Origin of the sequence: Paraburkholderia sp. (assembly GCF_004298475.1) — a bacterium.
Lineage (GTDB): Bacteria > Pseudomonadota > Gammaproteobacteria > Burkholderiales > Burkholderiaceae > Paraburkholderia > Paraburkholderia denitrificans.
Window position 1 is genome coordinate 60,478 of record NZ_SCRP01000002.1, and the last position, 23,529, is coordinate 84,006.

Below are 23,529 nucleotides of genomic sequence, written 5' to 3' on the forward strand. Positions count from 1 at the left end.
ACCCGCGCCTCACCCGCGCCTCACCCGCGCCTCCCCCGGCTTCAGCTGCGAAAATTAATTCGCGCTGCCATCCATTGACGACTTCATGCGCTAGCGCTGCGGCCTTCCCGCATAAACGCGCGTCTCGTAGACGAAATTCACGCGGCCATCCTGTTGCGTGTGATCGAAGAGCGTGCGCAACGCTGCCAGCATCGGCTCGTGGCGCGGATCGCCGGGTTTCGGCGCGTAAGACGACGACATCAGCCGCCCCTGCAATCCATCGAAATCGAGCAACTGCGCATTGGGGAAAACCGTCTTGCGCTCGAAGCCGTCACCGAACCATTCGGCCATCGCCGCGTCGTCCGGATAACGCTCGGCAACACGCGCATAGTCCGAGCAAAAGCGCTGTAGCAGCGCCTCGTAGCCCGCGAGAAAAGGCGAGCCTTCCAGCAGCCGACTGTTCCAAAACAGGACAATCTGTCCGCGCGGTTTGAGGATGCGTGCGAACTCGCGTCGCGCCCCTTTCTCGTCGAACCAGTGGAAAGCCTGCGCAGCCATCACGAGATCAACGCTCGCGGTATCGAGCGTCGTAGCTTCCGCCGTGCCCGCCACGCTGCGGTAATTCGGGTAGTCGCCGAGCAGTTGATCGGCGGCTGCACGCATCGCGGCGTTCGGCTCGACGGCCACCACCGGATGCCCCGCATCGAGAAAAAGCTTCGCGGAAATGCCCGTGCCCGCACCGATATCGGCTATGCGCGCAAGCGGTGCAATACCGCAATTGGCATGCACGAAGGTCACCAGCTCGCGCGGATAGGTCGGCCTGAACTTCACGTAATCGGCTACCCGGTCGGTAAAGCGACGGGTGGAATCATCAGTCATCATGTCCCCTCTCAGCATGTCGCGCACGCGTTCGTACGCAAAGTCAATCGAATCCGGCCGCACCCGGTTGTGCACCAACGCCGTGCAGCATCGCCGCGCCCGCACGGCCTCAAGCCGTTCCGTCCTTAGTCCTGCAGTCCTTAAGCGCCGCCTAAAAGCCGCAGCAATCCCCACAGAAAGCGGCAGATCATCACGATCAGCTCCCAGAGCTGGATCAGTTGCTGCCATAGCACCACGAAGGTGCCTGCATCCAGCATGGCCTCGATCATCGTGCTCCCGATGCGGGCGCTGCGCGGCCCGTGATTCCGATCATATCCCTGCGGCACTTCGAACGCTCAAGTCTTCCCGCTTCACGCCGTTAAACTGCTTGGAGAGAGCCCGATATACGCATGATCGACGGGCCCACGCTTACCGACCCTTACGGGCAAGGAGACACCTGATGTCACGTTTGCGTTTTCGCCTGTTCGGCGCTCGCCGCACAGGAAATTCGGCTGCCATCGTCGGCGATATCGCCGCTCAGGCAGGCCGCCTCGGAATTGAGATTTGCGACGTATCCGGCCACGTCGACGAAGTTGCCGCGCGGGTGCAAAACCAGGCGGGCGTCTGTCACGCACTGCGCGACTCGGCTGCGCATACCCTCGCGGGCAATCACCAGATCGCCGCCGCGGCCCGGGCCATGCGCGAAGTCAGCAACAGCACGGCCGCGACCGTGCAGTCCTCGCAACAGACCATCGAAGCATCGCTCGCCGATATTCATGGGCTCGTTGAAGGCGTGACCGTCATTGAAAGCCAGATCAGTGCGCTGCGCAGCGCGCTCGCGCATGTCTCGAAGGTATCCGAGGAAATCTCGCTGATCGCGCGCCAAACCCAGCTTCTCGCACTCAACGCCGCCATCGAGGCCGCGCGCGCCGGCGAATCGGGCAAGAGCTTCGCCGTTGTCGCGTCCGAGGTGAAGAACCTCTCGGCGAAAACGGCGCTGGCCACCGGCCAGATCGAGAAGACGCTCGCGGAACTCACGCAGCAGACCGAACAGCTCATCGCCGAAGGTGCGACGAACACCGAGCGCGCACATCGCGTACGCGAAGGCACGCACTCCATCGGCTCGGCGATGCAAAGCACCGGCGTCGCGATCACGCAACTCGACGAGCACGCCGGCCAGATCGCCCAGCTCACCAGCGAAATCGAGGAAAAGTGCGACGGGCTCGAAGCGCAGGTCGCGGAGATGGCGAACGGCGTCGAGGATTCGAGCCGCAATTTTGTGCAGGCCAAGGATCAACTCGGGCGCCTGCTGGACGTATCGGAGACGCTGATCGAATTGAGCGCGGCGACGGGCGTCGAAACCGAGGACACGCCCTTCGTCGAGGTCGTGCAGCGCGGGGCGGCGCAGGTCGGCAAGCTGTTCGAGAAGGCCGTTGCGCGCGGCGAAATCAGCGAGGCGGATCTCTTCGACACCGACTACGTGCCGGTGCCCCACACGAATCCGCAGCAGCACATCGCACGCTTCACCGGCTTCGCCGACCGTGTGCTGCCCGAGATCATCGAGCCGCTCCTCGAGTTCGATTCGCGCGTGGCATTCTGCGTCACGATCGACCCGCACGGTTATATCCCGACGCACAATCGCAAGTTCTCGATGCCGCAGCGCGACGATCCCTTGTGGAACGCCGCGAATTGCCGCAATCACCGCATCTTCAGCGATCGTGCCGGCGTCGCTGCGGGCTCGCATACGAAGCGGTTCCTGTTGCAGACCTACCGGCGCGATATGGGCGGCGGCAACTTTGTGATGATGAAGGATGCGTCCGCACCGATCTTCGTGAACGGGCGGCATTGGGGCGGTTTCCGCATGGGCTACCGGCTCCAATAACGGCAACAGAAGGCCACAGAAGGCAGCAGAAACGCAAACGGCGCGCGGCCGGTTAAGCCGCGCGCCGTTTGCGTTACGTCAGGGAATCTCAGCCGGAGCCCCGGAAAATCCCGAAGCGACTTTTCCCTCTTCGCTCAGAAATCCTGAATGATACGCCCGTCAACCTGACGACGCGTGATCCACCCCTCCCTCCGGTACAGCGTCGACATCCCCGCCTTGCCTGTCATTATCCCGACAATTTAATTGCATAGTATTGCGAAACATTGTCGCGCAGGCGTTCAATCGCCGACGACCAAACCCAACCTGTGCTGCGCACCGTGAGCGCGTCACACTTTGATCCGTAATTCGACATGAACAGCAGACGTGATTTCCTGAAGCTCGCCGGTACCGGTGCAGCCGCAACGGCCACCCTTGCTGGTATTCCTGCCTCGATTCGCCGTGCACTCGCAATCCCGGCGAACAACTCGACGGGCACTATCCGCGACGTTGAGCACGTCGTGATTCTGATGCAGGAGAACCGCGCGTTCGATCATTATTTCGGCACGCTCAAAGGCGTGCGCGGCTTTGGTGATCGCTTCACGATTCCGCTGCCGGACGGGCGTCGCGTATGGCAGCAGGCACGCGATAACGGCGCGCTGTTGACGCCGTACCACCTCGACGGTGCGGCCAATAATGCACAACGAACCACGGGCGTTCCGCACACGTGGGCAGATAGTCAGGACGCGTGGGATGGCGGCCGAATGGCAAACTGGCCGAAATCGAAAACTGATACGTCGATGGGGTATTTCAAGGAGCAGGAAATCCCATTTCAGTTCGCACTCGCAAACGCGTTCACGCTCTGCGACGCGTACCACTGCGGGATGCACACGGGAACGGATGCGAATCGCTCGTTCCACCTCACGGGGACCAACGGCGCGACCGCAGTCAACGCCGCATTTGTGAACAACGAATGGAATGCGCTCGAAGGTCTCCCCGGGACTGAGGATACCGGGTTCACGTGGACGACCTACGCAGAACGCCTGGAGGCGGCCGGTGTCAGCTGGATCTGCTACCAGAACATGCCCGACGAATGGGGCGACAATTTGCTGGGGGCATTCGTATCGTTTCGGCGTGCGAATCTGAAATCGGGCTTTCCGGTTTCGAGCGGCGGCGCACCGGGCAACCCTTACTGGATCACGAGCCAGCCGCTGCCATACCATGCTTACGACGGCGCAACGGACAATGCGAAGACGCCTCTTTACAAGGGAATCGCCAATACGCTGCCAGGCGCATCACCGGACGAATATCTGAATGCCTTTCGCCGCGACGTGCTCGAAGGACGATTACCGCAAGTCTCGTGGATCAATGCCCCATCGATTTATTGCGAGCATCCGGGGCCGTCGAGTCCCGTGCAGGGCGCGTGGTTCATCCAGGAGGTGCTGGACGCACTCACTGCGAATCCCGAGGTCTGGAGCAAAACTGTGCTACTGATCAACTACGACGAGAACGACGGCTATTTCGATCACGTACCGTCCCCCTCCGCGCCATCGCGCAATCCGGACGGTACGCTGGCGGGTAAATCGACATTGCCTGACGAAGCCATGGCGTTCGAATATTTCTCACAGCCGGCTCCTGCCGGCAGCACGTTACAGCCCAAACCGGACGGACGGGTGTTTGGTCCAGGGCCGCGCGTGCCGCTATTCGTCGTGTCGCCATGGAGCCGGGGCGGATGGGTCAATTCGCAGGTGTTTGATCACACGTCCGTGCTGCGCTTCCTCGAAATGCGCTTTGGTGTGAACGAGCCAAACATTAGCCCTTATCGTCGCGCGGTATGCGGCGATCTGACGACCGCGTTCAACTTTCGGACACCCAATACCGAGCGGTTACCCGAGCTGACGGGACGTGGCACGCGCGCGGCCGCCGACCAACTGCGCGACGCGCAGGCTGCGCTACCTGACGTGCCCTTGCCTGTCGATACGAGCTTGCCCATCCAGGCAACCGGACTTCGACCATCGCGAGCGCTGCCGTACGAACTGCACACCAGCGCGCGCGTCGCCGCTTCAGGCATGGTCGAACTGCGCTTCGCGAACTCCGGCAAACAGGCCGCCGTGTTCCACGTGTACGACCGCCACAATCTCGGAAGGCTCCCGCGACGCTACGTTGTCGAGGCCGGGAAAACGTTGGATGACACATGGAACGCAGGACGAGACAACCAGGGACGCTACGATCTATGGGTGCTCGGCCCCAACGGTTTCCACCGGCAATTCACAGGCGATACCGGTCATCTATCCGGTGCGACACCGAATCCGGAGATTCGGGTCTGCTATGACATCGCAAACGGCGACATCTACGTTGACCTCATCAACCGGGGAACAGCACCGTGTACGTTCACTGTCGAGTCGCTGGCCTATCGCCGCGACGGACCGTGGACCATGACTATCGATGCGCAGGCGCAATCGTTGTTGCACTGGCAACTAGCCGACAGCGGCCGATGGTACGATTTCGCGGTACGTAGCGACAGCGACCCATTGTTCCGTCGTCGTTTCGCTGGACGCGTGGAAACGAGTACGGATTCGATTAGCGATCCCGCAATGGGTATGTCGTGACGGTGCGGTGATGCTGCGAAAGTGATTTCTGCGTCAGACTTGAAACACCCATGCGGCATTCACTTTCAGCCCATTGCGCTCGATGCATTGCGTCTGAAGCAGGGTATGCGCACGCCCTGCTTCAGACGGCCAACGCCATACGCTTGCGCTCCGCGCGCTGCATAAAGTAGTTGCCCACCACGACGCCGATCGTCACAACGAGAATAAAGAGCGTTGCGAGTGCATTCATCTCCGGATTCAGGCCCAGACGCACGCGCGAGAACACGACGAGCGGCAGCGTCGTCGAACCCGGGCCGGACAGGAACGCGGACAGCACGAGGTCGTCGATCGAGAGCGTGAACGACAGCAGCCAGCCCGCGGCCAGCGCCTGCGAAATAAGCGGCAGCGTAATCGTGAAGAACACCTTGAACGGCGTCGCGCCGAGGTCGAGCGCAGCCTCTTCGAGCGACGGGTTCAGTTCGCGCACGCGCGACTGCACGATGATCGCCACGTACGAGATGCAGAGCATCACGTGGCCGATCCAGATCGTGAATACGCCGCGCCCTGCGGGCCAGCCGATCAGCTTGCCCATTTCCACGAACAGCAGCAGCAGCGAAATGCCCTGAATGACTTCGGGGATCACGAGCGGCGCATTGATCATGCCGGTGTAGAGTGTAAAGCCGCGAAAACGCCCCATGCGTGCGAGCACGAAGCCCGCCCACGTGCCGATCACGACCGAAGCGAACGCGGTCATCAAACCGATGCGCAGCGATAGCCATGCGGCGGCGATGAGTTCGTCGTCGGTGACGAGCGCCTGATACCAGCGTATCGAGAAGCGCGTCCACACCGTCACGAGTTTCGACTCGTTGAACGAGAAAACAATCAGGCTGATGATCGGGATGTAGAGAAACGCGAAGCCGAGGCCGAGCGCGATGTACCGCAAAACCGGATTGGTTTTCATCGGCCGCGGCCCTCCAGTTCCTTCGCCTGAAAATGCTGGAACAGCGCCATCGGCACAAGCAGCAGCAGCACCATCGCGCAGGTCACGGCGGAGGCCATCGGCCAGTCGGCGTTGTCGAAGAACTCGTTCCACATGACGCGGCCGATCATCAGTGTATTCGCGCCGCCGAGCAGTTCAGGAATCACGTACTCGCCCACCGCCGGAATGAACACGAGCAGACACCCCGCGATAATGCCGTTCTTCGACAACGGCAGCGTGATCTCGACGAACGCGCGCCACGGCTTGGCGCCGAGATCGTAGGCGGCTTCGAGCAGCGTCAGATCCATCTTCACGAGATGGGCGTAAAGCGGCATCACGAGAAACGGCAGGTACGAATAAACCATGCCGATATAAACAGCCGTGTTCGTGTGATAAAGCTCGATCGGCGCATGAATCAGCCCGATCGACATCAGAAAGTTATTCAGCAGCCCGTTGTTCTTGAGGATGCCGATCCACGCGTAGACCCGGATCAGGAACGAAGTCCAGAACGGCAGCATCACCGCCATCATCAGCACGTTGCGCGAGGCGGGATTCGAGCGGGCGATGTAGTACGCCATCGGGTAGCCGATCAAGAGACACAGCAGCGTCGAGATCGCGGCCACCATCACCGAATTGACGTACGTCGCGAAGTACAGGCTGTCCTGGAACAGGAACGCATAGTGCGACAGGTCGAGCGCAAGATGCACGACGCCGTCGGCAAACGCGACGAGTTCGGTATACGGGGGAATGCCGAGCTGCTGGTCCGCAAAGCTGATCTTCACGACCAGGATGAACGGCACGAGGAAAAACAGCAACAGCCAGATGAACGGTCCTGCCACGACCGCCGTACTGCCGGTCAGGTTGAAGCGCCTGATGGGCCAGCTTACGATTTTCTTCAGTACCACGCTCATGACGTCAGCACCACCCCTGCCGACGCGCTCCAGCGCACATAAACTTCGTCGCCCCAGCCGGGCGACTCGATCTCGGAGATGGCGAGGCTCGACACATTCGCGACCACGGTTTTGCCCGAATCGAGCTTGACGTGATAGAGCGAGTAGCCGCCCATGTACGCAACGTTCATGACGACGCCGCGTCCCCAGTTGTAGGTGCCTTCGGGCGGCTTGCGCGTGAGCGCGATGCGCTCGGGGCGCACCGAAATCGTCACCGGCATGCCGAGCGGGCCGGTAATGCCGTGGCTCACGTACAGACGCACGGACAAATCCGGCGAATCGACGTACACGTGATCGGGTTCGTCCTCGACGACCGCGCCGCTGAAGAGATTGGTCGAGCCGATGAACTCCGCCGAAAAGCGGCTGTTCGGGAATTCATAGACCTCGTTCGGCGTGCCGAGCTGGACGATTTCGCCTTCGCTCATGACGGCGAGGCGCCCCGCCATCGTCATCGCCTCTTCCTGGTCGTGCGTGACCATGATGCAGGTCACGCCGACCTGGTCGAGAATGTTCACGAGTTCGATCTGCGTGCGCTGGCGAATCTGCTTGTCGAGCGCGGACATCGGTTCGTCGAGCAGCAGCAGCTTCGGACGCTTCACGAGCGAGCGCGCGAGCGCGACGCGCTGTTGCTGGCCGCCCGAAAGCTGATGCGGCTTGCGCTTCGCGTAGCGCGACATCTGCACGAGTTCGAGCGCCGCCGCGACGCGCTCGGTCAGCTCGCCCTTTTTCACGCCTTCCTGGCGCAGTCCGAACCCGACATTCGACTCGACCGTCATATGCGGAAAGAGCGCGTACGACTGGAACATCATGTTGACCGGCCGACGATACGGCGGCAGCGCCGCGAGATCTTCCCCGTCGATCAGGATCTTGCCCGAGGTCACGGTTTCGAGACCCGCGAGCATGCGCAGCAGTGTGGACTTGCCGCAGCCCGAGCTGCCGAGAAGCGCAAACAGTTCGCCCTTTTTGACCGAAAGGCTGACGTTCTTTACAGCGGCTGTCTCGCCGAACTTCTTGACGACGTCGATGACCTGCACGAAGTTATCCGCAGAAGTCCCTGCGGTGGATGAGCCCGAAGGCAGCGCACCGGTCGCAGCCGGCGCGCTCGATTGGTCACTCATGATTCTCTCTGCCCTGCCTTATCGCTGGACGGGTGTTGACGAACAAAGCCCCCGGCAGTGTGTCGGGGGCTCGGGGGAACAGGCTGGCGGTCGGGGCTCGCCTTAGCGGCCCGATTTGAACTCGGTCCACAGGCGCGTCTGCAGACGCTGGACCTCAGGCGGCAGCGGCTTGAGCAGGAACAGTGTCTTCAGGACTTCCGGCGGCGGATAGACGGCCGGATCGTTCGCGATGTCCTTGTTCACGTACTTGCGCGCTTCTGCATTCGCGCTCGGATAGTAGACCGCGTTCGTGATGGCGGCATGAACCTGCGGCGTCTCGATGTAGTTGATCCACTCGTGCGCGGCGTCCTTGTGCTGCGCGTCCTTCGGAATCACCATCACGTCGAACCAGATCGGCGCGCCGCCCTTCGGGATGAAGTACTCGATCTTGTACGGCTTCTTCGCCTCGATCGTGCGGTGCTTGGCGATCACGACGTCGCCGGACCAGCCGTAGGCAAAGCAGATGTCGCCGCCGACCAGATCGTTGATATAACCCGACGAGTTGAACTGCGTGATGTACGGACGGATCTTCTTCATCATCGCGAGCGCGGCGCGATAGTCTTCGGGATTCGTCGACATCGGATCCTTGCCGATGTAGTGCAGCGCGGCCGCGAACATCTGGTCAGGCGCATCGAGCACGGAGACGCCACACGACTTCAGCTTCGAAATGTTCTCCGGCTTGAAGAGGATGTCCCAGTTGTTGAGCGGCACGTCCTTGCCGAGAATCTGCTGCGCCTTGGTCACGTTGTACGCGAGGCCGGTCGTGCCGTACGCCCAGGGCACCGCGAACTTGTTGCCCGGATCCGCGCCCGCGACAAGCGCCATCAACTGGGGATCGAGGTACTTCAGATTGGGGATCTTCGACTTGTCGAGCGGCGCGAAAATGCCGGCGGCAATCTGCTTGCCCGCGTAGTTGCTGGTCGGCACAACGATGTCGTAGCCCGAATTGCCCGCGAGGAGCTTGGCCTGCAACGTGTCGTCGCTGTCGTAGTTGTCGTACTTGACCTTGATGCCGGATTGTCTGGTGAAGTTCGGAATCGTGTCGGAGGCGATGTAGTCGGACCAGTTGTACACGTTCAGTTGCGTATCCTTCGCCACCGACGCCACCCACGGCGCCGCGCAAAGCGCCAGCGCGGCCAGTCGTGTCACCACCTGTCTTTTCATTCCGTTCTCCGATCCTGGCCAGCCCGCGCCGGCCGTGTGCCTCGCATCATGCCGCGCCAGGCGCGGCCCCCCTGAGATTTACGAAACCTACCATCAAACATGTTAGACGACAAAGAAAACGCCGCCCTGTCGCGCAAACGGGACAGCCCCGCGCAAGCGCCTGGTCTGAAGGTAAATCGCGCGCAATTTTAGCCCGTTCTGCGCACGTGTCCATCAAAAATTCGGTCCGTGCTGTTTTCGTGCGACGCGCCGCCCGGCGCGCGGCCTCGAAGCCCTGGCACAGCGGGCGCCGCCCTGCTACATCCCCGATATTTCTCGACAGAGCGACTGGCTCATGGACGAACCTTTCACACGGGCGCACACACCAAACGCGGGCAAGGCGCTGCATGCGTACCGGGCGATGCCAGTCGGGCTTCGGAAGCAATGAACCGGGCCCGCGCCGGTATCGGCTAACATAACGGGGTTTTCATCCGTGGACGGCCGGGCCCGGTTCATTGCACCGATGCTCGCCGCTCCATTCAAGGCTCCTTCGATGGCATCCAACCTCCACGATCTTCCGGACAGCCCGTGCATAGGCGTCTGTTCCACCCTTTTCGACGAAATCTGCAAAGGCTGTGGCCGCACGGCGATGGAAGTCTCCAACTGGGTCTTCATGACCGACGAAGAGAAGCGTGCGGTTTGGGAACGCATCGAGCGTGAAGGCACGGCAATGCGCTTCCAGAAAAACCGCACCTGATTCGCAGCCCACGAAAAAAAAGCGCCGGACATAGCCGACGCTTTTTGCATGGTGCGTGTGCCTCAGAAGCGCATACCGACACCGACACCGACGATGAGCGGATCGATCCTCAGCATGCCGAGCGACGCTCCGCCGGCCGATGCATCCGTGCGCATCCAGATCTTCTTGATGTCGGCGTTCACGAACACCCGCTTCGTGACGTCGATGTCGATACCGGCTTGCAGCGCCGGACCGAAGCTGTCGTTCCCGATGGAAACCCGCGGACCACCGGCGCCTGCATGCAGACCGTTGTTGTAGAACAGCGTGTAGTTCAAGCCCGCGCCGACGTACGGCCGCACCTTGCCTGCGTGATTGAAGTGGTACTGCAGCAAGAGCGTCGGCGGCAGCACGCCAACACCGCCAAGGTTACCGATCCTCGACGTAACCTGATTGCGCGACGTGCCAAGAATCAGTTCAGCGCCGATGCTGCTCGTCACCATGTACGTGAAGTCGAGTTCCGGCACGATCGAATTGTTGACTTGCGCGTGAAGTCCGTCGAGTGTTCCGCTCGCGCTGGTCTGCGGGATGATGCTTATCGCCCGCAGGCGCACGAGCCAGTCACCTGCAGCGAGGCCAGTGCGAACGGGTCCCGATGCGTCGGCCGCCATGGCCGGTGCTGCTGCAAACGTAGTAGTCCCAAGGACCAGTGCAGCCGTAGCTGCGAGAGTTTTGATGCAATTTTTCATTGTGGTAAGCCCTGTTTTCTTTGGTCTCGTTAAAAGACCTTATTATTTTCAGGGACATACCACGTTACGGGATTGAGTCAGATCAAGTCAGGGCAAACGCCGCACGGCATGCGACCGCAGGCCGCGTCACTCCTGTCAGAAGCAATTCGAGGAGATCGCGCACGCTGCGAATTGCATTGCCAAACGGCAATGATTCGCGGCCGCGGAAGAAGAGACCATTCGCCACATCACCGCGCAGTGCGGCAGCAAGACGCGTATCGATACAGAAGTGGCCGAACTTTTCGATACCGTCACGCAAGCCGCACGCCGTCAGACATTCCAGCGTGGTGGGACATGCGAGCTTGAGCGAACCGATCTTCGCGCGCACGCGCGATTCGTTGCGCAGATAGCGCTCGAGCCACGGCGTCTTGACGGCACGTGCGGGCAGTCCCGTCACGCTGACGAACTCGACGATATCTTCAGGCTTCGCATCGGCAAGCACGCGCTTGAAGTTGGGATGTGCATCGCCCTCCTCCGTCACGGCGAACGGCGTACCCACCTGCACGCCACTTGCGCCTGCTTCGAGCCATTTTCGCACTGCCTCGTGGCTGTTGATGCCGCCTGCGACGATCAGCGGCACATCGGCACGCGTAATGCCCAGCGTTTTATAGACCTCTTCGAGTTCTGCCAGGATGCGGCCGAACTCGAAGCGCTCGTTGCCCATGTCTTCGATGGACGTGACGCCGAGGTGGCCGCCCGCATGAGCGGGATGCTCGATGACGATAGCGTCCGGCAACCGGCCTTTCTTGATCCACTTCTTGAGGATGAGCGCGACGCCGCGCGAGTCCGACAAAATCGGGATCAGCGCGATATCGCATCCCTGCGTGAGCTCCGGCAGGTCGAGCGGCAGACCCGCGCCCATGACGATCGCATCGGCGCCGTTCTCGCAGGCAGAGCGCACGTAGTCTGCGTGCGCAGCGACCGCCTTCATCACATTCACCGCGATCATGCCGTTGCCGTCGCTCAACTTGCGCGCCGCCTCGATCTCGCGCCCGAGCGCGGTCAGGTTCGCGTTAGCCAGCGTGTCATGGCCGGGGTTGGCACGGCATTCTTCGAGGAGATCGGCGTGATGGTGACGCAGGTCGATGCTCGCAATGGTGCCGACTGCGCCCTCGCGGGCGACGCTGCCCGCCAGGCGGTGCGCGGAAATGCCGACGCCCATGCCGCCCTGGACGACCGGCAGCAGCCGGCGGCCTCGAATCTGGAGCGGAGCGAAGGAGTGGTTAGGGAACATAATGACCTGCGTGGTATGTAACAAAGTTAGAATGGTCGCGCGCTGCCAACATATGATATTGATAACCATCAAGCAAGTGCACAGACTGTCGCAGTAACACTTCTTCGCGTGATGTCAATCAACACGACGCACGAAAATATTTGCACCGACACCAAAGCCACTTGCGATCAGAATCTGGGGCTTTGAACTGCGTCGATTCGAATTCCAGATACGCTTCCAGGCCGTATTTCCCGCTCTCCCGGCCCTTGCCTGACTACTTGCAGCCGCCGAGCGGCGCGGCAATTTTTCACATGACGGCGTCGATGCCGACCGGCCCGTTTCTTCACTCGCCGCGCCACACTGCCGCATGACACATGCGCCGTTAAGCCGCGCCCCGCAATCCCCTCCGCCCGCCATCAATGCTGGTTGCAGCCGCAACTGACTGACGTTTCACGCGCATACAAAAAACGGGCGACGCTTTCGCGCCGCCCGCGTGGCGTTCACCCGGCCAGCGCACGGTTGCTCAATGCAGCCCCTGGCTAGCAAGGAAGTCCTCGTAGTTGCCGCTGTAATCGTTGATCGTGCCGTCCGTCTTCACTTCGATGACGCGATTGGCCAGACCATTCACGAACTCGCGGTCGTGCGACACGAAGATCAGCGTGCCTTCGAACTTCTCGAGCGCGATCTGCAGCGACTCGATCGACTCCATGTCCATGTGGTTGGTCGGCTCGTCCATGAGCAGCACGTTGTGGCGGCCGAGCATCAGCTTGCCCCAGATCATGCGGCCCTTCTCGCCGCCCGAGAGCACCTTCACCGACTTCCTGATGTCGTCCGCGTTGAAGAGCAGACGGCCGAGCGTGCCGCGCACCGATTGCTCGTCGTCGCCTTCCTGGCGGTACTGGTCGATCCAGTCCATCAGCGTGACGTCGCCCGGAAACTCTTCGTACGTGTCCTGCGGCATATAGCCGACGTTCGCGTTCTCGGCCCACTTCACCGAGCCGCCGTCGAGCGCCAGGCTGCCGAGCAGCGAGCGCAGCAGCGTGGTCTTGCCCGCGCCGTTCTCGCCGATGATCGCGATCCGCTCGCCCGGCTGCACGCTGATGCCGAATTTCCTGAAGATCGTACGGTCGTACTGCTTCGTGATCTCTTCGGCCACCACGACGATGTTGTGCAGCTTCTTTTCGAACTCGAAACGGATGAACGGGTTCTGGCGCGACGAAGGCTTGAATTCCTCGATCTTGATCTTGTCGATCATCTTCAGGCGGCTGGTGGCCTGGCGCGCCTTCGACTTGTTCGCCGAGAAGCGGCGCACGAAGTCCTGCAGGTCCGCCACGCGCTCCTTCGCCTTGGCGTTCGCCGCGGCCTGGCGCTCGCGCGCCTGCGCCGACGCGAGCATGTAGTCGTCGTAGTTGCCCGGATAGACCTTCAACGTGCCGTAATCCATGTCCGCCATGTGCGTGCAGACCTGGTTCAGGAAGTGACGATCGTGCGAGATGATGATCATCGTCGAGTTGTACTCGTTCAGAACATCTTCCAGCCAGCGGATCGAGTTGATGTCGAGGTTGTTCGTCGGTTCGTCGAGCAGCAGCACGTCGGGCTTCGAGAACAGCGCCTGCGCGAGCAGCACGCGCAGCTTCCAGCCCGGCGCGACGGCGTTCATCGGGCCGTTGTGGAACTCGGTGCCGATGCCGATGCCCAGCAGCAGCTCGCCCGCGCGCGCTTCGGCCGTGTAGCCGTCGTATTCCGCGAACTTCGTTTCGAGATCGGCCGCCGCCATGTAGTCGTCGTCCGTGGCCTCGGGGTTCGCGTAGATCGCATCGCGCTCGGACATCGCGGCCCACATTTCGGTGTGGCCCATCATGACGACGTCGAGCACGCGCACGTCCTCGTAGGCGAACTGGTCCTGGCGCAGCTTGCCCAGACGCACGTTCGGCTCCAGCACGACGGTGCCCGAACTCTGTTCGAGGTCGCCGCCCAGGATCTTCATGAACGTGGACTTGCCGCAACCGTTCGCGCCGATCAGGCCATAGCGGTTGCCTTCGCCGAATTTGACCGAGATGTTCTCGAACAAGGGCTTCGGCCCGAATTGCATGGTGATGTTGGCGGTAGAGAGCACAGCGCGCCCCTGAAAGTAGATCGACGAAAAACCTGTAATTTTATCAGGTTATGCTAGTTCGCGGGCACCTGATACCCCGGCACGAGCCGCAAGCCGCGTGCGAACCGGAAGCGATGCAGGTGCGTCGCGGAAAAACGGCATGGCAAAGCCGCAACGACAAGCCCGACGACGAATACAGAAACAAACACGGAAACCAGCACAGCGGCGCACGGGGCCGGATCGTAACCGCCCGCCCCGCCACTGCCACAGCACGTCACCGCGCGATGCTACGCGGCGTCTGCAACACGTCGATGAAGCCCGAAAGATCGGCCTGTGCGAGTCCCATCGCCGCACCGAGCCGCAGCAACTGCTGAACCGTGCCGGAAACGGGCATCGGCGTGCCGGTCTGCTGCGCGGCGGCGGCAATCGTGTCGACGTCCTTCTGGAACGTTTTTAGCGCGCCGATCGGATCGAGCCCGTCCTGCGTCATGCGGGGCACGAACGTGCGCAGCAGCGCCGAGTCGGCCCAGCCGCCCGCGAGCGCCTCCGGCAGCCTCGCGGCATCGATGCCGCTGCGCCGTGCGAGACTCACCGCTTCGGCAATCGCGGCCACCGTCGCCGTGACGATCGCCTGATTGCACAGCTTGGTCGTCTGGCCCGCACCTACCGCCCCCATGTGCGTGACACGCGCCGAATACGCGTCGAGAATCGGCACGACCCGTGCGATGTCGGCGTCCGCGCCACCCGCCATAACCGCGAGCATGCCCGCCTGCGCGCCGGCCACGCCGCCCGAGACCGGCGCATCGACCCAGCCGACACCGCGCGCCGCTGCCCGCGCGGCAAGCGCGCGCGTGGCGTCGGGCGGAATGCTCGAATGGTCGACAATGCAGCGCACGCGCGTCCGGCCCGCCGGATCGCCCCCGTCGTTCGACTGCGCGCCCAACTGCGCACCGAGCAGCCCGTCAGCGCCGAACACGACCGCTTCGACCGCCGCCGCATCGGCGACGCACAGCAGCACGATTTCAGCGTGCTGCGCCAGTTCGCGTGGCGCCGCGGCAACGTGCGCGCCGTCGGCGACGAGCGCCTCGGCTTTTTCGCGCGTGCGGTTCCACACGCGCACCGCATGACCCGCGCCCAGCAGATGGCGGATCATCGGCGCCCCTATCAGCCCCGGTCCGCAAAACCCCAGTTCCAGCCTGTCCATCATTGACCGCCTCCCGCGTCGTTCGCCCATCGCGCCGTGTGCGGCGCGGAGCGTCATGATACCGGGCCGCGATTGCCTATACTCGATTGACCTACCCGCGGACCATGAGGAGACAGCATCATGAACGATCACGTCTACAAGCAGATCGAACTGACCGGCTCGTCCACCGAATCGAGCGACGACGCCGTCCGTTGCGCGATTGCCCGTGCCTCGAAGACGCTGCGAAATCTGCACTGGTTCGAGGTGACCGAGACACGCGGCCTCGTCGAGGACGACAAGATCACGCGCTGGCAGGTGACGATCAAGGTCGGGCTGCGTATCGACGATTGAGGGACGCAGCCGCCGCGCCGCCCGGGTTCAACCCGGGTTCAACCCAGGCACAACCCGGGCGCGCCGCAAACAAAAACGGCCGCGCGAGCCCTAAGGCTACGCGCGGCCGCATGCGCATGCAGGCTGCGTCTGCTTACTTCGGCAGCGAGCCGTCGACGCCTTCGACGTACCAGTTCAGGCGCTGCAGTTCCGTGTCGGTCAGCGTCTTGCCCGCCGGCACCTTCACTGCGCCCGTCTGGTCCTTGATCGGGCCCGAGAAGACGTCCCACTTGCCGCCCGCGATTGCTGCACGCTTCGCAGCGACGGCCTTCACGGCGTCAGCCGGGAGCGCGGACGTGTTCACGTCGCCCAGATCGACCGCTTTCTGCGGGATGCCCCACCACACCGGGTCGTTCTTCCACTTGCCGTCCGTCACCTGCTGGATGGCGTTGACGTAATAGACGCCCCAGTTCGCCTCGACCGAGCCGAGGTGCGCGTGCGGGCCGAACTTCTGCATGTTCGAATCCCAGCCGAACGCGTGGACCTTCTTCGCTTCAGCCGTCGCGAGCGTCGCGCTCGAATCGGTGTTCTGGAGCAGCACGTCGGCGCCCTGGCCGATCAGCGTTTCCGCCGCCTGCTTTTCCTTGCCCGGATCGAACCAGCTGTTGATCCAGATGACCTTCGTGTGGACCTTCGGGTTCACCGAGCGCGCGCCGAGCGTGTACGCGTTGATGTTGCGCACCACTTCGGGGATCGGCACCGACGCCACGAAGCCGAGCGTGTTCGTCTTCGTCGCATAGCCTGCTGCGACGCCCGCGAGGTACGCGCCCTGGTACATGCGCACGTCATAGGTGCCGAAGTTCGGGGCCTTCTTGTAGCCGGTCGCGTGCAGGAACGTGACGTCCGGGAAGTCCTTCGCAACCTTCAGTGCGAAATCCTGATAGCCGAAGCTCGTGGCGAAAATGATCTTGTTGCCCTTGTTCGCGAGATCGCGGAACACGCGTTCCGAGTCAGCCGATTCCGGCACGTTCTCGATGCGGGTGATCTTGTCGCCGAACTTCGTCTCGGCCACGCGCGAGCCCTGATCGTGCGCGAACGTCCAGCCGGCATCACCCGGATTGCCGATGTAGACGAACGCAACGCCCGGCACATCGGCTGCTTTGGCCGACGGCACGAGCGCCGCCATGCCGCACGCGGCGGCGACGGTGACCGCCGTCAGGATGGTTTTTTTCATCGTGGATCTCCTGTTCTGGATGGGGAATATTGTGTTTTCGATGGAGTATCAAGTTGGACTATCAAGCGGCGCCGAAGAACGGCTTGCCGAGCGAGGCCGGCGCGTTCAGGCGAATCGTGTTCGAGTTGCGCGAAATCAGGACCAGCACGACGATCGTCGCGACGTACGGCAGCATGGCGAGGAACGGCGTCGGCACCGGCACGCCGATGGCCTGCGCATAGAACTGCAGCCCGGTCACCGCGCCGAAGAGCAGCGCGCCGATCAGCAGACGCCCCGGCCGCCAGGTGGCGAACACGACGAGCGCGAGCGCGATCCAGCCGCGGCCCGCGGTGATCTGCTCCTGCCACAGGTGCAACTGGACGACCGAGTAGTAGCCGCCCGCGAGGCCCGCCATCGCGCCGCCGAACAGCGTCGCGCCGTAGCGCACGCCGATCACGGGGAAACCCACCGAGTGCGCGACCTGCGGCGACTCGCCGACCGAGCGCAGCACGAGCCCGGCGCGCGTGCGGTACAGAAACCAGCCGACGACGACGAACATCAGGAATGCGAGATAGTCGATCGGCGTGTTGTTGAACAGCGCGGAGCCGACGACCGGCAGATGCGAGAGCCCGGGAATCGGCCAGGCGGCGATGGTCGCGAGGCTCGCCGCCGACGTGTACGGCTTGCCGACATACGCCGAAAGGCCCACGCCGAAAATCGTGAGAGAAAGCCCCGTGGCCACCTGGTTGGCGAGCATCGTGAGCGTGAGAAAGCCGAAGAGCAGCGCCATCGCCATGCCCGCCACGATCGCCGCAACGAGCCCGAGCCACGGGCTGCCGGTCACGGTCGTGGTTGCGTAGCCGCTCACCGCGCCCATCAGCATCATCCCTTCGACGCCGAGGTTGAGCACGCCCGACTTCTCGGTCACGAGTTCGCCGATGCCCGCGAACATGAGCGGGATAGCGGCCGTCACGGCGCTCGACGTGAGCGAGCTGGCTTGCTGGATATCCATGTCGTTATGCCCGAATCAAAATCAGTGGCGGGTCGCGACCGGATGACGGCGGCGCACGCGGTAGTTCACAAAGAGATCTGCGCCGAGCAGGCAGAACAGCAGCAGGCCCTGAAAGACGCCCGAGAGCGCCTGGGGCAGTTGCAGCGAGGTCTGCACGGCCTCGCCGCCGAGATAGAGCAGCGCCATCAGCAGGCTGGCGAGCACGATGCCGAACGGATGCAGCCGCCCGACGAACGCGACGATGATCGCCGTGAAGCCGTAGCCCGGCGACCACGTCGCCTGAAGCTGACCGATCGGACCGGCGATCTCGCCCATCCCCGCGAGGCCTGCCAGGCCGCCCGAGAGCAGCAGCGAGGTCCAGATCGTCTTCTTCTCCGAGAAGCCGGCGTAGCGCGCGGCCAGCGGCGCCAGCCCGCCCACGCTCATGCGGTAGCCCGCGAAGCTGCGGCGCAGGAAGAGCCACACGAGCGGAATCGCCACGAGCGTGAGAAAGATCGAGGCATTCAGGCGCGTGCCGCGCAGCCAGTGAATGCGCCAGTCGCCGCCGAAGGTCGGATAGAGCGCGTCGCCGCTGAACATCTCGGAGAGCGGGAAATTCATCCCGTTCGGATCGCGCCACGGGCCGCTCACGAGCCAGATCAGGACCTGCGTCGCGACGTAGGTCAGCATCAGGCTCGTGAGGATTTCGTTCGTGTTGAAGCGGCTCTTGAGCCACGCCGGAATCGCCGCCCAGGCCATGCCGCCGAGCACGCCCGCGATCATCATGAGGAACAGGATCCACCAGCCGGTCGACTGATCGAAGTAGATCGCCACGCCGCTCGCCGCGATGCCGCCGAGCACCATCTGCCCTTCGGCACCGATGTTCCAGACGTTCGCGCGGTAGCCCGCCGCGAGGCCAAGCGCGATCAGGCACAGCGGCGACGCCTTGAGCAGCAGCTCCGACCAGCCGTTGATGGTCGAGAGCGGTTCGATGAAGAAGGCGTGCATGGCCTGCACGGGGTCGCGCCCGACGAGGCCGAAGATCAGGAAACCGATCGCGAGCGTGAGCAGCGCGGCGAGCAGCGGCACGGCAATGCGCACCGTGCGGGACGGCGCGGTGCGGGCCTCGAGTCGAAACGGAAAAATCATGATGGTGTGATCGGTGTTCAGTCCGGGTGTGTCGGTGTTCGGTTGTTTTCGGTCGTTATCGCCGCGCAGTGCAGGCTCAATCCTGGCTCAGTCGCCAGATTCAGCGTCGGGATGCGCAAGCCGCCCGTTTCGGCTCGTCGCAAACGCTGCCTTGCGAGCGCTTCGCGCGCCGCGCTTCAGCCATGCGCCGCAGGCCCAGACGCAGCAGGTGCCGCGGGCGGCACGCCGCCTGCCGCGCGCTCGCCGAACAAGCCCGCCATCCAGCGTCCGATCTCCTCGGCGTTGGTCTCGCCGGTGAGCCGCGCAGGGGAAAGCCGCCCGCCCGCAAGCACGGCGATGCGGTCGCAGATGTCGAACAACTCGTCGAGTTCCTCCGAGATCACGAGTATCGCGACCCCACGCGCCGAAAGATCGAGCAACTGTTGACGGATGAACGCCGCCGCGCCCACGTCGACGCCCCACGTGGGCTGCGCGACCACGAGCACCTTCGGCGTCTGCAGGATCTCGCGCCCGACGATGTACTTCTGCAGATTCCCGCCCGAAAGGCTCGCGGCGCGCGCGGCGGGACCGCCGCAGCGCACGTCGAAGGCGTCGATGCAGCGCTGGGCGAAGGCGCGCATCGCGCCTGTCCTGAGCCAGCCCGAGCGCACCATGCCTTCGCGGTGCGCGGTCAGCAAGGCGTTTTCGGACAGCGACATCTCGGGCACTGCGCCGCGCCCGAGCCGCTCTTCGGGCACGAATGCGAAGCCGCGACGACGACGCTCGCCCGCCGTGAGCCGCCCCGCGGGCTCGCCGCAGATCGTCACCGCATCGGCCGGAACGTGGCGGCCCAGATGCGCCTCGCCGGAGAGCGCAGCGAGCAGTTCGGCCTGGCCGTTGCCCGACACGCCCGCAATGCCGAAGATCTCGCCCGCGTGCACGCCGAACGTCACGTCGGCAAGCGAAGTGCCGAACGGATCGCCGCTCGGCATAGAAAGATGTTTGACGTCGAGCCGCACGTCGCCCGGCGTGTGCGAACGGCGCGTGTAGTCGGGCAAATCGCGCCCCACCATCAGACGCGCGAGCGACGCGTGCGTCTCCTCGCGCGGAATCACGTTACCGGTGACCTTGCCGCCGCGCAGCACCGTGGCCGTGTCGCAGAGTGCCTGGATTTCGTCGAGCTTGTGGCTGATATAGAGGATGCTGCAACCTTCCGATGCGAGCCGCCGCAGCGTGTCGAAGAGCTTGCGCACGGCCTGCGGCGTGAGCACCGAAGTCGGCTCGTCCATGATGAGCAGGCGCGGGTTCTGCAGCAGGCAGCGCACGATTTCGACGCGCTGCCGCTCGCCCACGGTCAGGCTGTGGACGTGGCGCTGCGGATCGACGTCGAGACCGTATTGCGCCGACACCTCGCTGATGCGCCTCGCGAGCGCCTTGAGATCGAACGCCTCGTCGAGCGAGAGCGCGATGTTCTCACCGACCGTGAGTGTTTCGAAGAGCGAAAAATGCTGGAACACCATGCCGATGCCGAGCTTGCGCGCGGCGGCCGGGTTCGCGATGTCGACGGGCTGCCCTTCCCAGCGGATTTCGCCCGCATCGGGCCGCACCGTGCCGTAGACGATCTTCATGAGCGTACTTTTGCCGGCTCCGTTTTCGCCGAGCAGCGCGTGAATCTCGCCGGGTGCGACCGAGAGCGTGACGTCGTCGTTCGCGAGCACCGCCGGGTACTGCTTCGTGATGCCCGCGAGCGCGAGACGCGGCACTGTGCCGCTCCCGGAAGCTGCTCCGGAAGCCGTGCCCGCCGCCTGACGTGAAGAAAAATCGCCCATGAAGGTTCTGCCGAAGTACGTTACTGCTATTCGAGTTCTATGCCCGCGCATGCCGCACGGAGTGGTTGCCCCCGCATCGTTCGGGGCAGCCAGGCCGCGACCGGCCGATGCCGGGCCGTCGCGCGGGGGTGACGATACCTGTTGGGCGGACGTTAGTCGAGGGGCAATAAATCCCGCCAGGCCATGTGACACGGGGGTTCTGGCGCAAGCCGACCTCGGTGGATTCGCCCCCTTATATTGAAAACGATATAGCGATAACGCCGATCTATCAGCGTGGACTTATAACCCGAAGGGTTGAAGACGAGTAGTCCGAAAGCAGCAGCCCGGCCATGGCCGTGAGCGTCGAAACTTCGATCATTTCGGGCGTGAGATGCGCCCGGAACCGGTAAAGGAGATTCGTGAGCCAGCCGAACAGCCCGGCATTCTGCGCGGCAGGCGCTGCGCAAGTTCATTACCTTCGACGATCAAAATTGCGCTGGCAACTCATGCAAGCGACGATACACAGATTCAGCGTAGCCCTGTAAAGGTCGTATTTATGCATCGCTTCGACGACCACAGGGGCACCGAACGATGCCGGAACCACGGCGAATCCGCGCGGAGCGCGAGCGCGTGCTGCACCGCGTCACGTCACTCATGCTGAAGGAATTGTCTTCGCTATCGGCTACCCGCTTACGCCACGATGGTTCTTGCAATGCGTTGAACGCCGCGTATGCATAACAGGCTGGACACGAGGAAACTGCGAATGGGCAAGCTCACCACCCATGTGCTCGACACCGCGAATGGCCGTCCCGGCGCGGGCATCAAAATCGAACTCTTCGCGCTCGCGGGCGATGCGCGCCGCGCACTGAAAACCGTCACGACGAACGACGACGGCCGCTGCGACGAACCGTTGCTCGAAGGCACGGCGTTCGCCGCCGGCGAATACGAACTCGTGTTCCATGCGGGCGACTACTTTGCCTCGCTCGGTACGCAGATGCCACACCCGCGCTTCGTCGACCGCGTCGTGCTGCGCTTCGGGATCGCCGACGCCAGCGCGCACTATCACGTGCCGCTGCTCGTCTCGCCCTGGTCGTACAGCACCTACCGCGGCAGCTAGGCGCGCTCGCCCCATCCAGCAATCCATCGTCGCCACACAACACATACAAAACCGGCGGCGCACGCGCTTCGCACGAGGTGTTGTGCGCGCAACGAATCAGGAGTGGAGGCGCTTTATGGCAGGTTTCATGACAGGGTTCATGGCAGGTCTCATCACCGACTGGCTGAACCTCGTCCTGCGCTGGTTCCATGTCGTGGCCGCCATCGCGTGGATCGGCGAATCGTTCTACTTCGTGGCGCTCGACAACAGCCTCAAGCCACCCGCGGACCCAAACCAGCAAATGCGCGGCGTGTTCGGCGAACTGTGGCACGTGCACGGCGGCGGCTTCTACAACATGCAGAAATACACGGTCGCGCCACCCGAAATGCCCGAGGATCTGCACTGGTCGAAGTGGCCCGCGTACACGACCTGGCTCTCGGGCGCGGCGCTCTTCACCGTGCTGTATCTGTTCGCGCCCAGCACCTACCTCATCGACAAGAACGTGCTCGATATGAGTCCGGTCGTCGCGATCGTCTCGGCGCCAGGCTTCCTCGCCGCGGGCTGGATCGTCTACGACGCGCTGTGCCGCCTGCTCCGCACGAAAGACACGCTGCTCGGCTTATGCGTTGGCGTCTACGTCCTGCTTGCGGCCTGGCTCGCCTGCCACATCTTCGCTGGGCGTGCCGCGTACCTGATCATGGGCGCAATGCTCGCAACGATCATGTCGGCGAACGTGTTCTTCGTCATCATCCCGGGGCAGCGCAAGATGGTCGACGCCATGCTGAAGGGCGAAGCGCCGAACCCCGTCTACGGCAAACGCGGCAAGCAACGCTCGGTGCATAACACGTACTTCACGCTGCCCGTCGTGTTTGCGATGCTGTCGAATCACTACGCGATAACCTATTCGCACCCGTACAACTGGGCTGTGCTCGCGCTGATCATGCTGGCCGGTGCGCTGATCCGCCAGTTCTTCGTGATGCGCCATCGCGGCCGGGTGTTGTGGTATTTGCCGCTCGGCGGCATCGCGCTGATGTTCGCCGCCCTCTTCTGGACGCTGCCGCGCCCGGTCGTGCCGCAGGCCGAAGCGGCCAAATCGGCCAATACGGCCAACTCGCCGAAACTGAAACTCGCCGATATCCAGCCGATCCTTCAGGCGCGTTGCGTGGCATGCCATTCGGCCCATCCGACGCTGATCGACACGGCGCCCGCTGGCGTGATGCTCGATACGCCCGACGAGATTTCGCAGAACGCCCAGCGTCTGTATCGACAGGCCGTGCAGTTGAAGGTCATGCCGCTCGCCAACATCACGCACATGACCGACGACGAACGCCAGAAGATTGCCGCCTGGTTCGAAGGCGGCGCGGCGAGGTGATTTGAGGTGATGTGAGGTAGGGCGAGGTAATGCAGCAAGGGCGGCATGCGAGTCAAAAAACGCCGCA

20 protein-coding genes and 1 pseudogene are annotated in these 23,529 nt (G+C 63.2%); 6 read left to right on the top strand and 15 right to left on the bottom strand.

All coding sequences use genetic code 11. From position 1 onward, the window contains the following. Nucleotides 1-90: 90 nt before the first annotated feature. Nucleotides 91-861 (bottom strand): class I SAM-dependent methyltransferase, encoded by a 771-nt coding sequence (locus tag EPN59_RS00440; protein WP_293041510.1) that lies wholly within the window; start codon nt 859-861, stop codon nt 91-93. 137 nt (nt 862-998) lie between these two features. Continuing rightward, a complete protein-coding gene (locus tag EPN59_RS00445; protein WP_293041549.1) occupies nt 999-1,127 on the bottom strand; it encodes a hypothetical protein in 129 nt (42 codons plus the stop codon). Nucleotides 1,128-1,297: 170 nt separating this feature from the next. On the opposite strand from EPN59_RS00445, the gene EPN59_RS00450 reads away from it, so the two are divergent. Continuing rightward, on the top strand, nt 1,298-2,719 hold the full coding sequence (locus EPN59_RS00450) for a methyl-accepting chemotaxis protein (RefSeq protein ID WP_293041507.1): 1,422 nt from the start codon (nt 1,298-1,300) through the stop codon (nt 2,717-2,719). A gap of 350 nt (nt 2,720-3,069) precedes the next feature. Continuing rightward, nucleotides 3,070-5,304: a phosphocholine-specific phospholipase C gene (locus tag EPN59_RS00455; RefSeq protein ID WP_293041504.1), complete on the top strand. Its 2,235-nt coding sequence runs from the start codon at nt 3,070-3,072 to the stop codon at nt 5,302-5,304. 121 nt (nt 5,305-5,425) lie between these two features. On the opposite strand, the gene EPN59_RS00460 is transcribed toward EPN59_RS00455, so the two are convergent. The 4 genes from EPN59_RS00460 to EPN59_RS00475 all read right to left on the bottom strand — a co-directional run bounded on the left by EPN59_RS00460 (nt 5,426) and on the right by EPN59_RS00475 (nt 9,533). Further along, entirely contained in the window at nt 5,426-6,244 is an 819-nt protein-coding gene (locus tag EPN59_RS00460) for an ABC transporter permease subunit (RefSeq protein WP_293041501.1), read from the bottom strand. Continuing rightward, nucleotides 6,241-7,173, bottom strand: a complete 933-nt coding sequence (locus tag EPN59_RS00465) for an ABC transporter permease subunit (RefSeq protein ID WP_293041499.1) — start codon at nt 7,171-7,173, stop codon at nt 6,241-6,243. The genes EPN59_RS00460 and EPN59_RS00465 overlap by 4 nt, the downstream gene beginning before the upstream one ends. Next, nucleotides 7,170-8,330, bottom strand: a complete 1,161-nt coding sequence (potA, locus tag EPN59_RS00470) for a polyamine ABC transporter ATP-binding protein (protein ID WP_293041496.1) — start codon at nt 8,328-8,330, stop codon at nt 7,170-7,172. The genes EPN59_RS00465 and potA overlap by 4 nt, the downstream gene beginning before the upstream one ends. Nucleotides 8,331-8,432: 102 nt before the next feature. Continuing rightward, nucleotides 8,433-9,533, bottom strand: coding sequence for a polyamine ABC transporter substrate-binding protein (locus tag EPN59_RS00475; RefSeq protein WP_293041493.1), 1,101 nt, complete (start codon nt 9,531-9,533; stop codon nt 8,433-8,435). Nucleotides 9,534-10,065: 532 nt separating this feature from the next. Between EPN59_RS00475 and EPN59_RS00480 the strand changes: the two genes are divergently transcribed. Further along, nucleotides 10,066-10,269: a DUF1289 domain-containing protein gene (locus EPN59_RS00480; RefSeq protein ID WP_293041490.1), complete on the top strand. Its 204-nt coding sequence runs from the start codon at nt 10,066-10,068 to the stop codon at nt 10,267-10,269. Between the two features lie 62 nt (nt 10,270-10,331). On the opposite strand, the gene EPN59_RS00485 is transcribed toward EPN59_RS00480, so the two are convergent. The 4 genes from EPN59_RS00485 to EPN59_RS00500 form a co-directional block, all read right to left on the bottom strand. Beyond that, nucleotides 10,332-10,994 (bottom strand): OmpW family outer membrane protein, encoded by a 663-nt coding sequence (locus tag EPN59_RS00485; RefSeq protein WP_293041487.1) that lies wholly within the window; start codon nt 10,992-10,994, stop codon nt 10,332-10,334. 82 nt (nt 10,995-11,076) lie between these two features. Continuing rightward, nucleotides 11,077-12,267, bottom strand: a complete 1,191-nt coding sequence (locus EPN59_RS00490; RefSeq protein WP_293041484.1) for a nitronate monooxygenase family protein — start codon at nt 12,265-12,267, stop codon at nt 11,077-11,079. Between the two features lie 502 nt (nt 12,268-12,769). After that, nucleotides 12,770-14,362 carry an ABC-F family ATPase gene (locus EPN59_RS00495; RefSeq protein ID WP_293041481.1) on the bottom strand — a complete coding sequence of 531 codons (1,593 nt, stop codon included), beginning with the start codon at nt 14,360-14,362 and terminating at the stop codon, nt 12,770-12,772. A gap of 253 nt (nt 14,363-14,615) precedes the next feature. Beyond that, nucleotides 14,616-15,536 (bottom strand): NAD(P)-dependent oxidoreductase, encoded by a 921-nt coding sequence (locus EPN59_RS00500; RefSeq protein ID WP_293041546.1) that lies wholly within the window; start codon nt 15,534-15,536, stop codon nt 14,616-14,618. Between the two features lie 129 nt (nt 15,537-15,665). Here EPN59_RS00500 and EPN59_RS00505 point away from each other — a divergent pair, with 129 nt between their 5' ends. Continuing rightward, on the top strand, nt 15,666-15,875 hold the full coding sequence (locus EPN59_RS00505) for a dodecin (RefSeq protein WP_293041478.1): 210 nt from the start codon (nt 15,666-15,668) through the stop codon (nt 15,873-15,875). Nucleotides 15,876-16,008: 133 nt separating this feature from the next. Here EPN59_RS00505 and EPN59_RS00510 read toward each other — a convergent pair whose 3' ends face one another. From EPN59_RS00510 to EPN59_RS00530, 5 genes and pseudogenes are all read right to left on the bottom strand, one after another. After that, complete coding sequence (locus EPN59_RS00510) at nt 16,009-17,040, bottom strand: BMP family ABC transporter substrate-binding protein (RefSeq protein ID WP_293041543.1); 1,032 nt, start codon at nt 17,038-17,040, stop codon at nt 16,009-16,011. A 109-nt stretch (nt 17,041-17,149) separates the two neighbouring features. After that, entirely contained in the window at nt 17,150-18,079 is a 930-nt protein-coding gene (locus EPN59_RS00515; RefSeq protein WP_293041475.1) for an ABC transporter permease, read from the bottom strand. 21 nt (nt 18,080-18,100) lie between these two features. After that, nucleotides 18,101-19,207 carry an ABC transporter permease gene (locus EPN59_RS00520; protein WP_293045337.1) on the bottom strand — a complete coding sequence of 369 codons (1,107 nt, stop codon included), beginning with the start codon at nt 19,205-19,207 and terminating at the stop codon, nt 18,101-18,103. Nucleotides 19,208-19,383: 176 nt separating this feature from the next. After that, nucleotides 19,384-21,015, bottom strand: coding sequence for an ABC transporter ATP-binding protein (locus tag EPN59_RS00525; RefSeq protein WP_293045339.1), 1,632 nt, complete (start codon nt 21,013-21,015; stop codon nt 19,384-19,386). A 292-nt stretch (nt 21,016-21,307) separates the two neighbouring features. Continuing rightward, nucleotides 21,308-21,463 (bottom strand): annotated as a pseudogene (locus tag EPN59_RS00530) (8-oxoguanine deaminase); the annotation flags it as partial. A 294-nt stretch (nt 21,464-21,757) separates the two neighbouring features. Here EPN59_RS00530 and uraH point away from each other — a divergent pair. Together uraH and EPN59_RS00540 are read left to right on the top strand one after the other, a co-directional pair. Then, nucleotides 21,758-22,111 (top strand): hydroxyisourate hydrolase, encoded by a 354-nt coding sequence (gene uraH / locus EPN59_RS00535; RefSeq protein ID WP_293034170.1) that lies wholly within the window; start codon nt 21,758-21,760, stop codon nt 22,109-22,111. A 139-nt stretch (nt 22,112-22,250) separates the two neighbouring features. Continuing rightward, the gene (locus EPN59_RS00540; protein WP_293034169.1) at nt 22,251-23,462 is read left to right on the top strand and encodes a urate hydroxylase PuuD; all 1,212 of its coding nucleotides are present in this window, start codon (nt 22,251-22,253) and stop codon (nt 23,460-23,462) included. Nucleotides 23,463-23,529 lie beyond the last annotated feature (67 nt).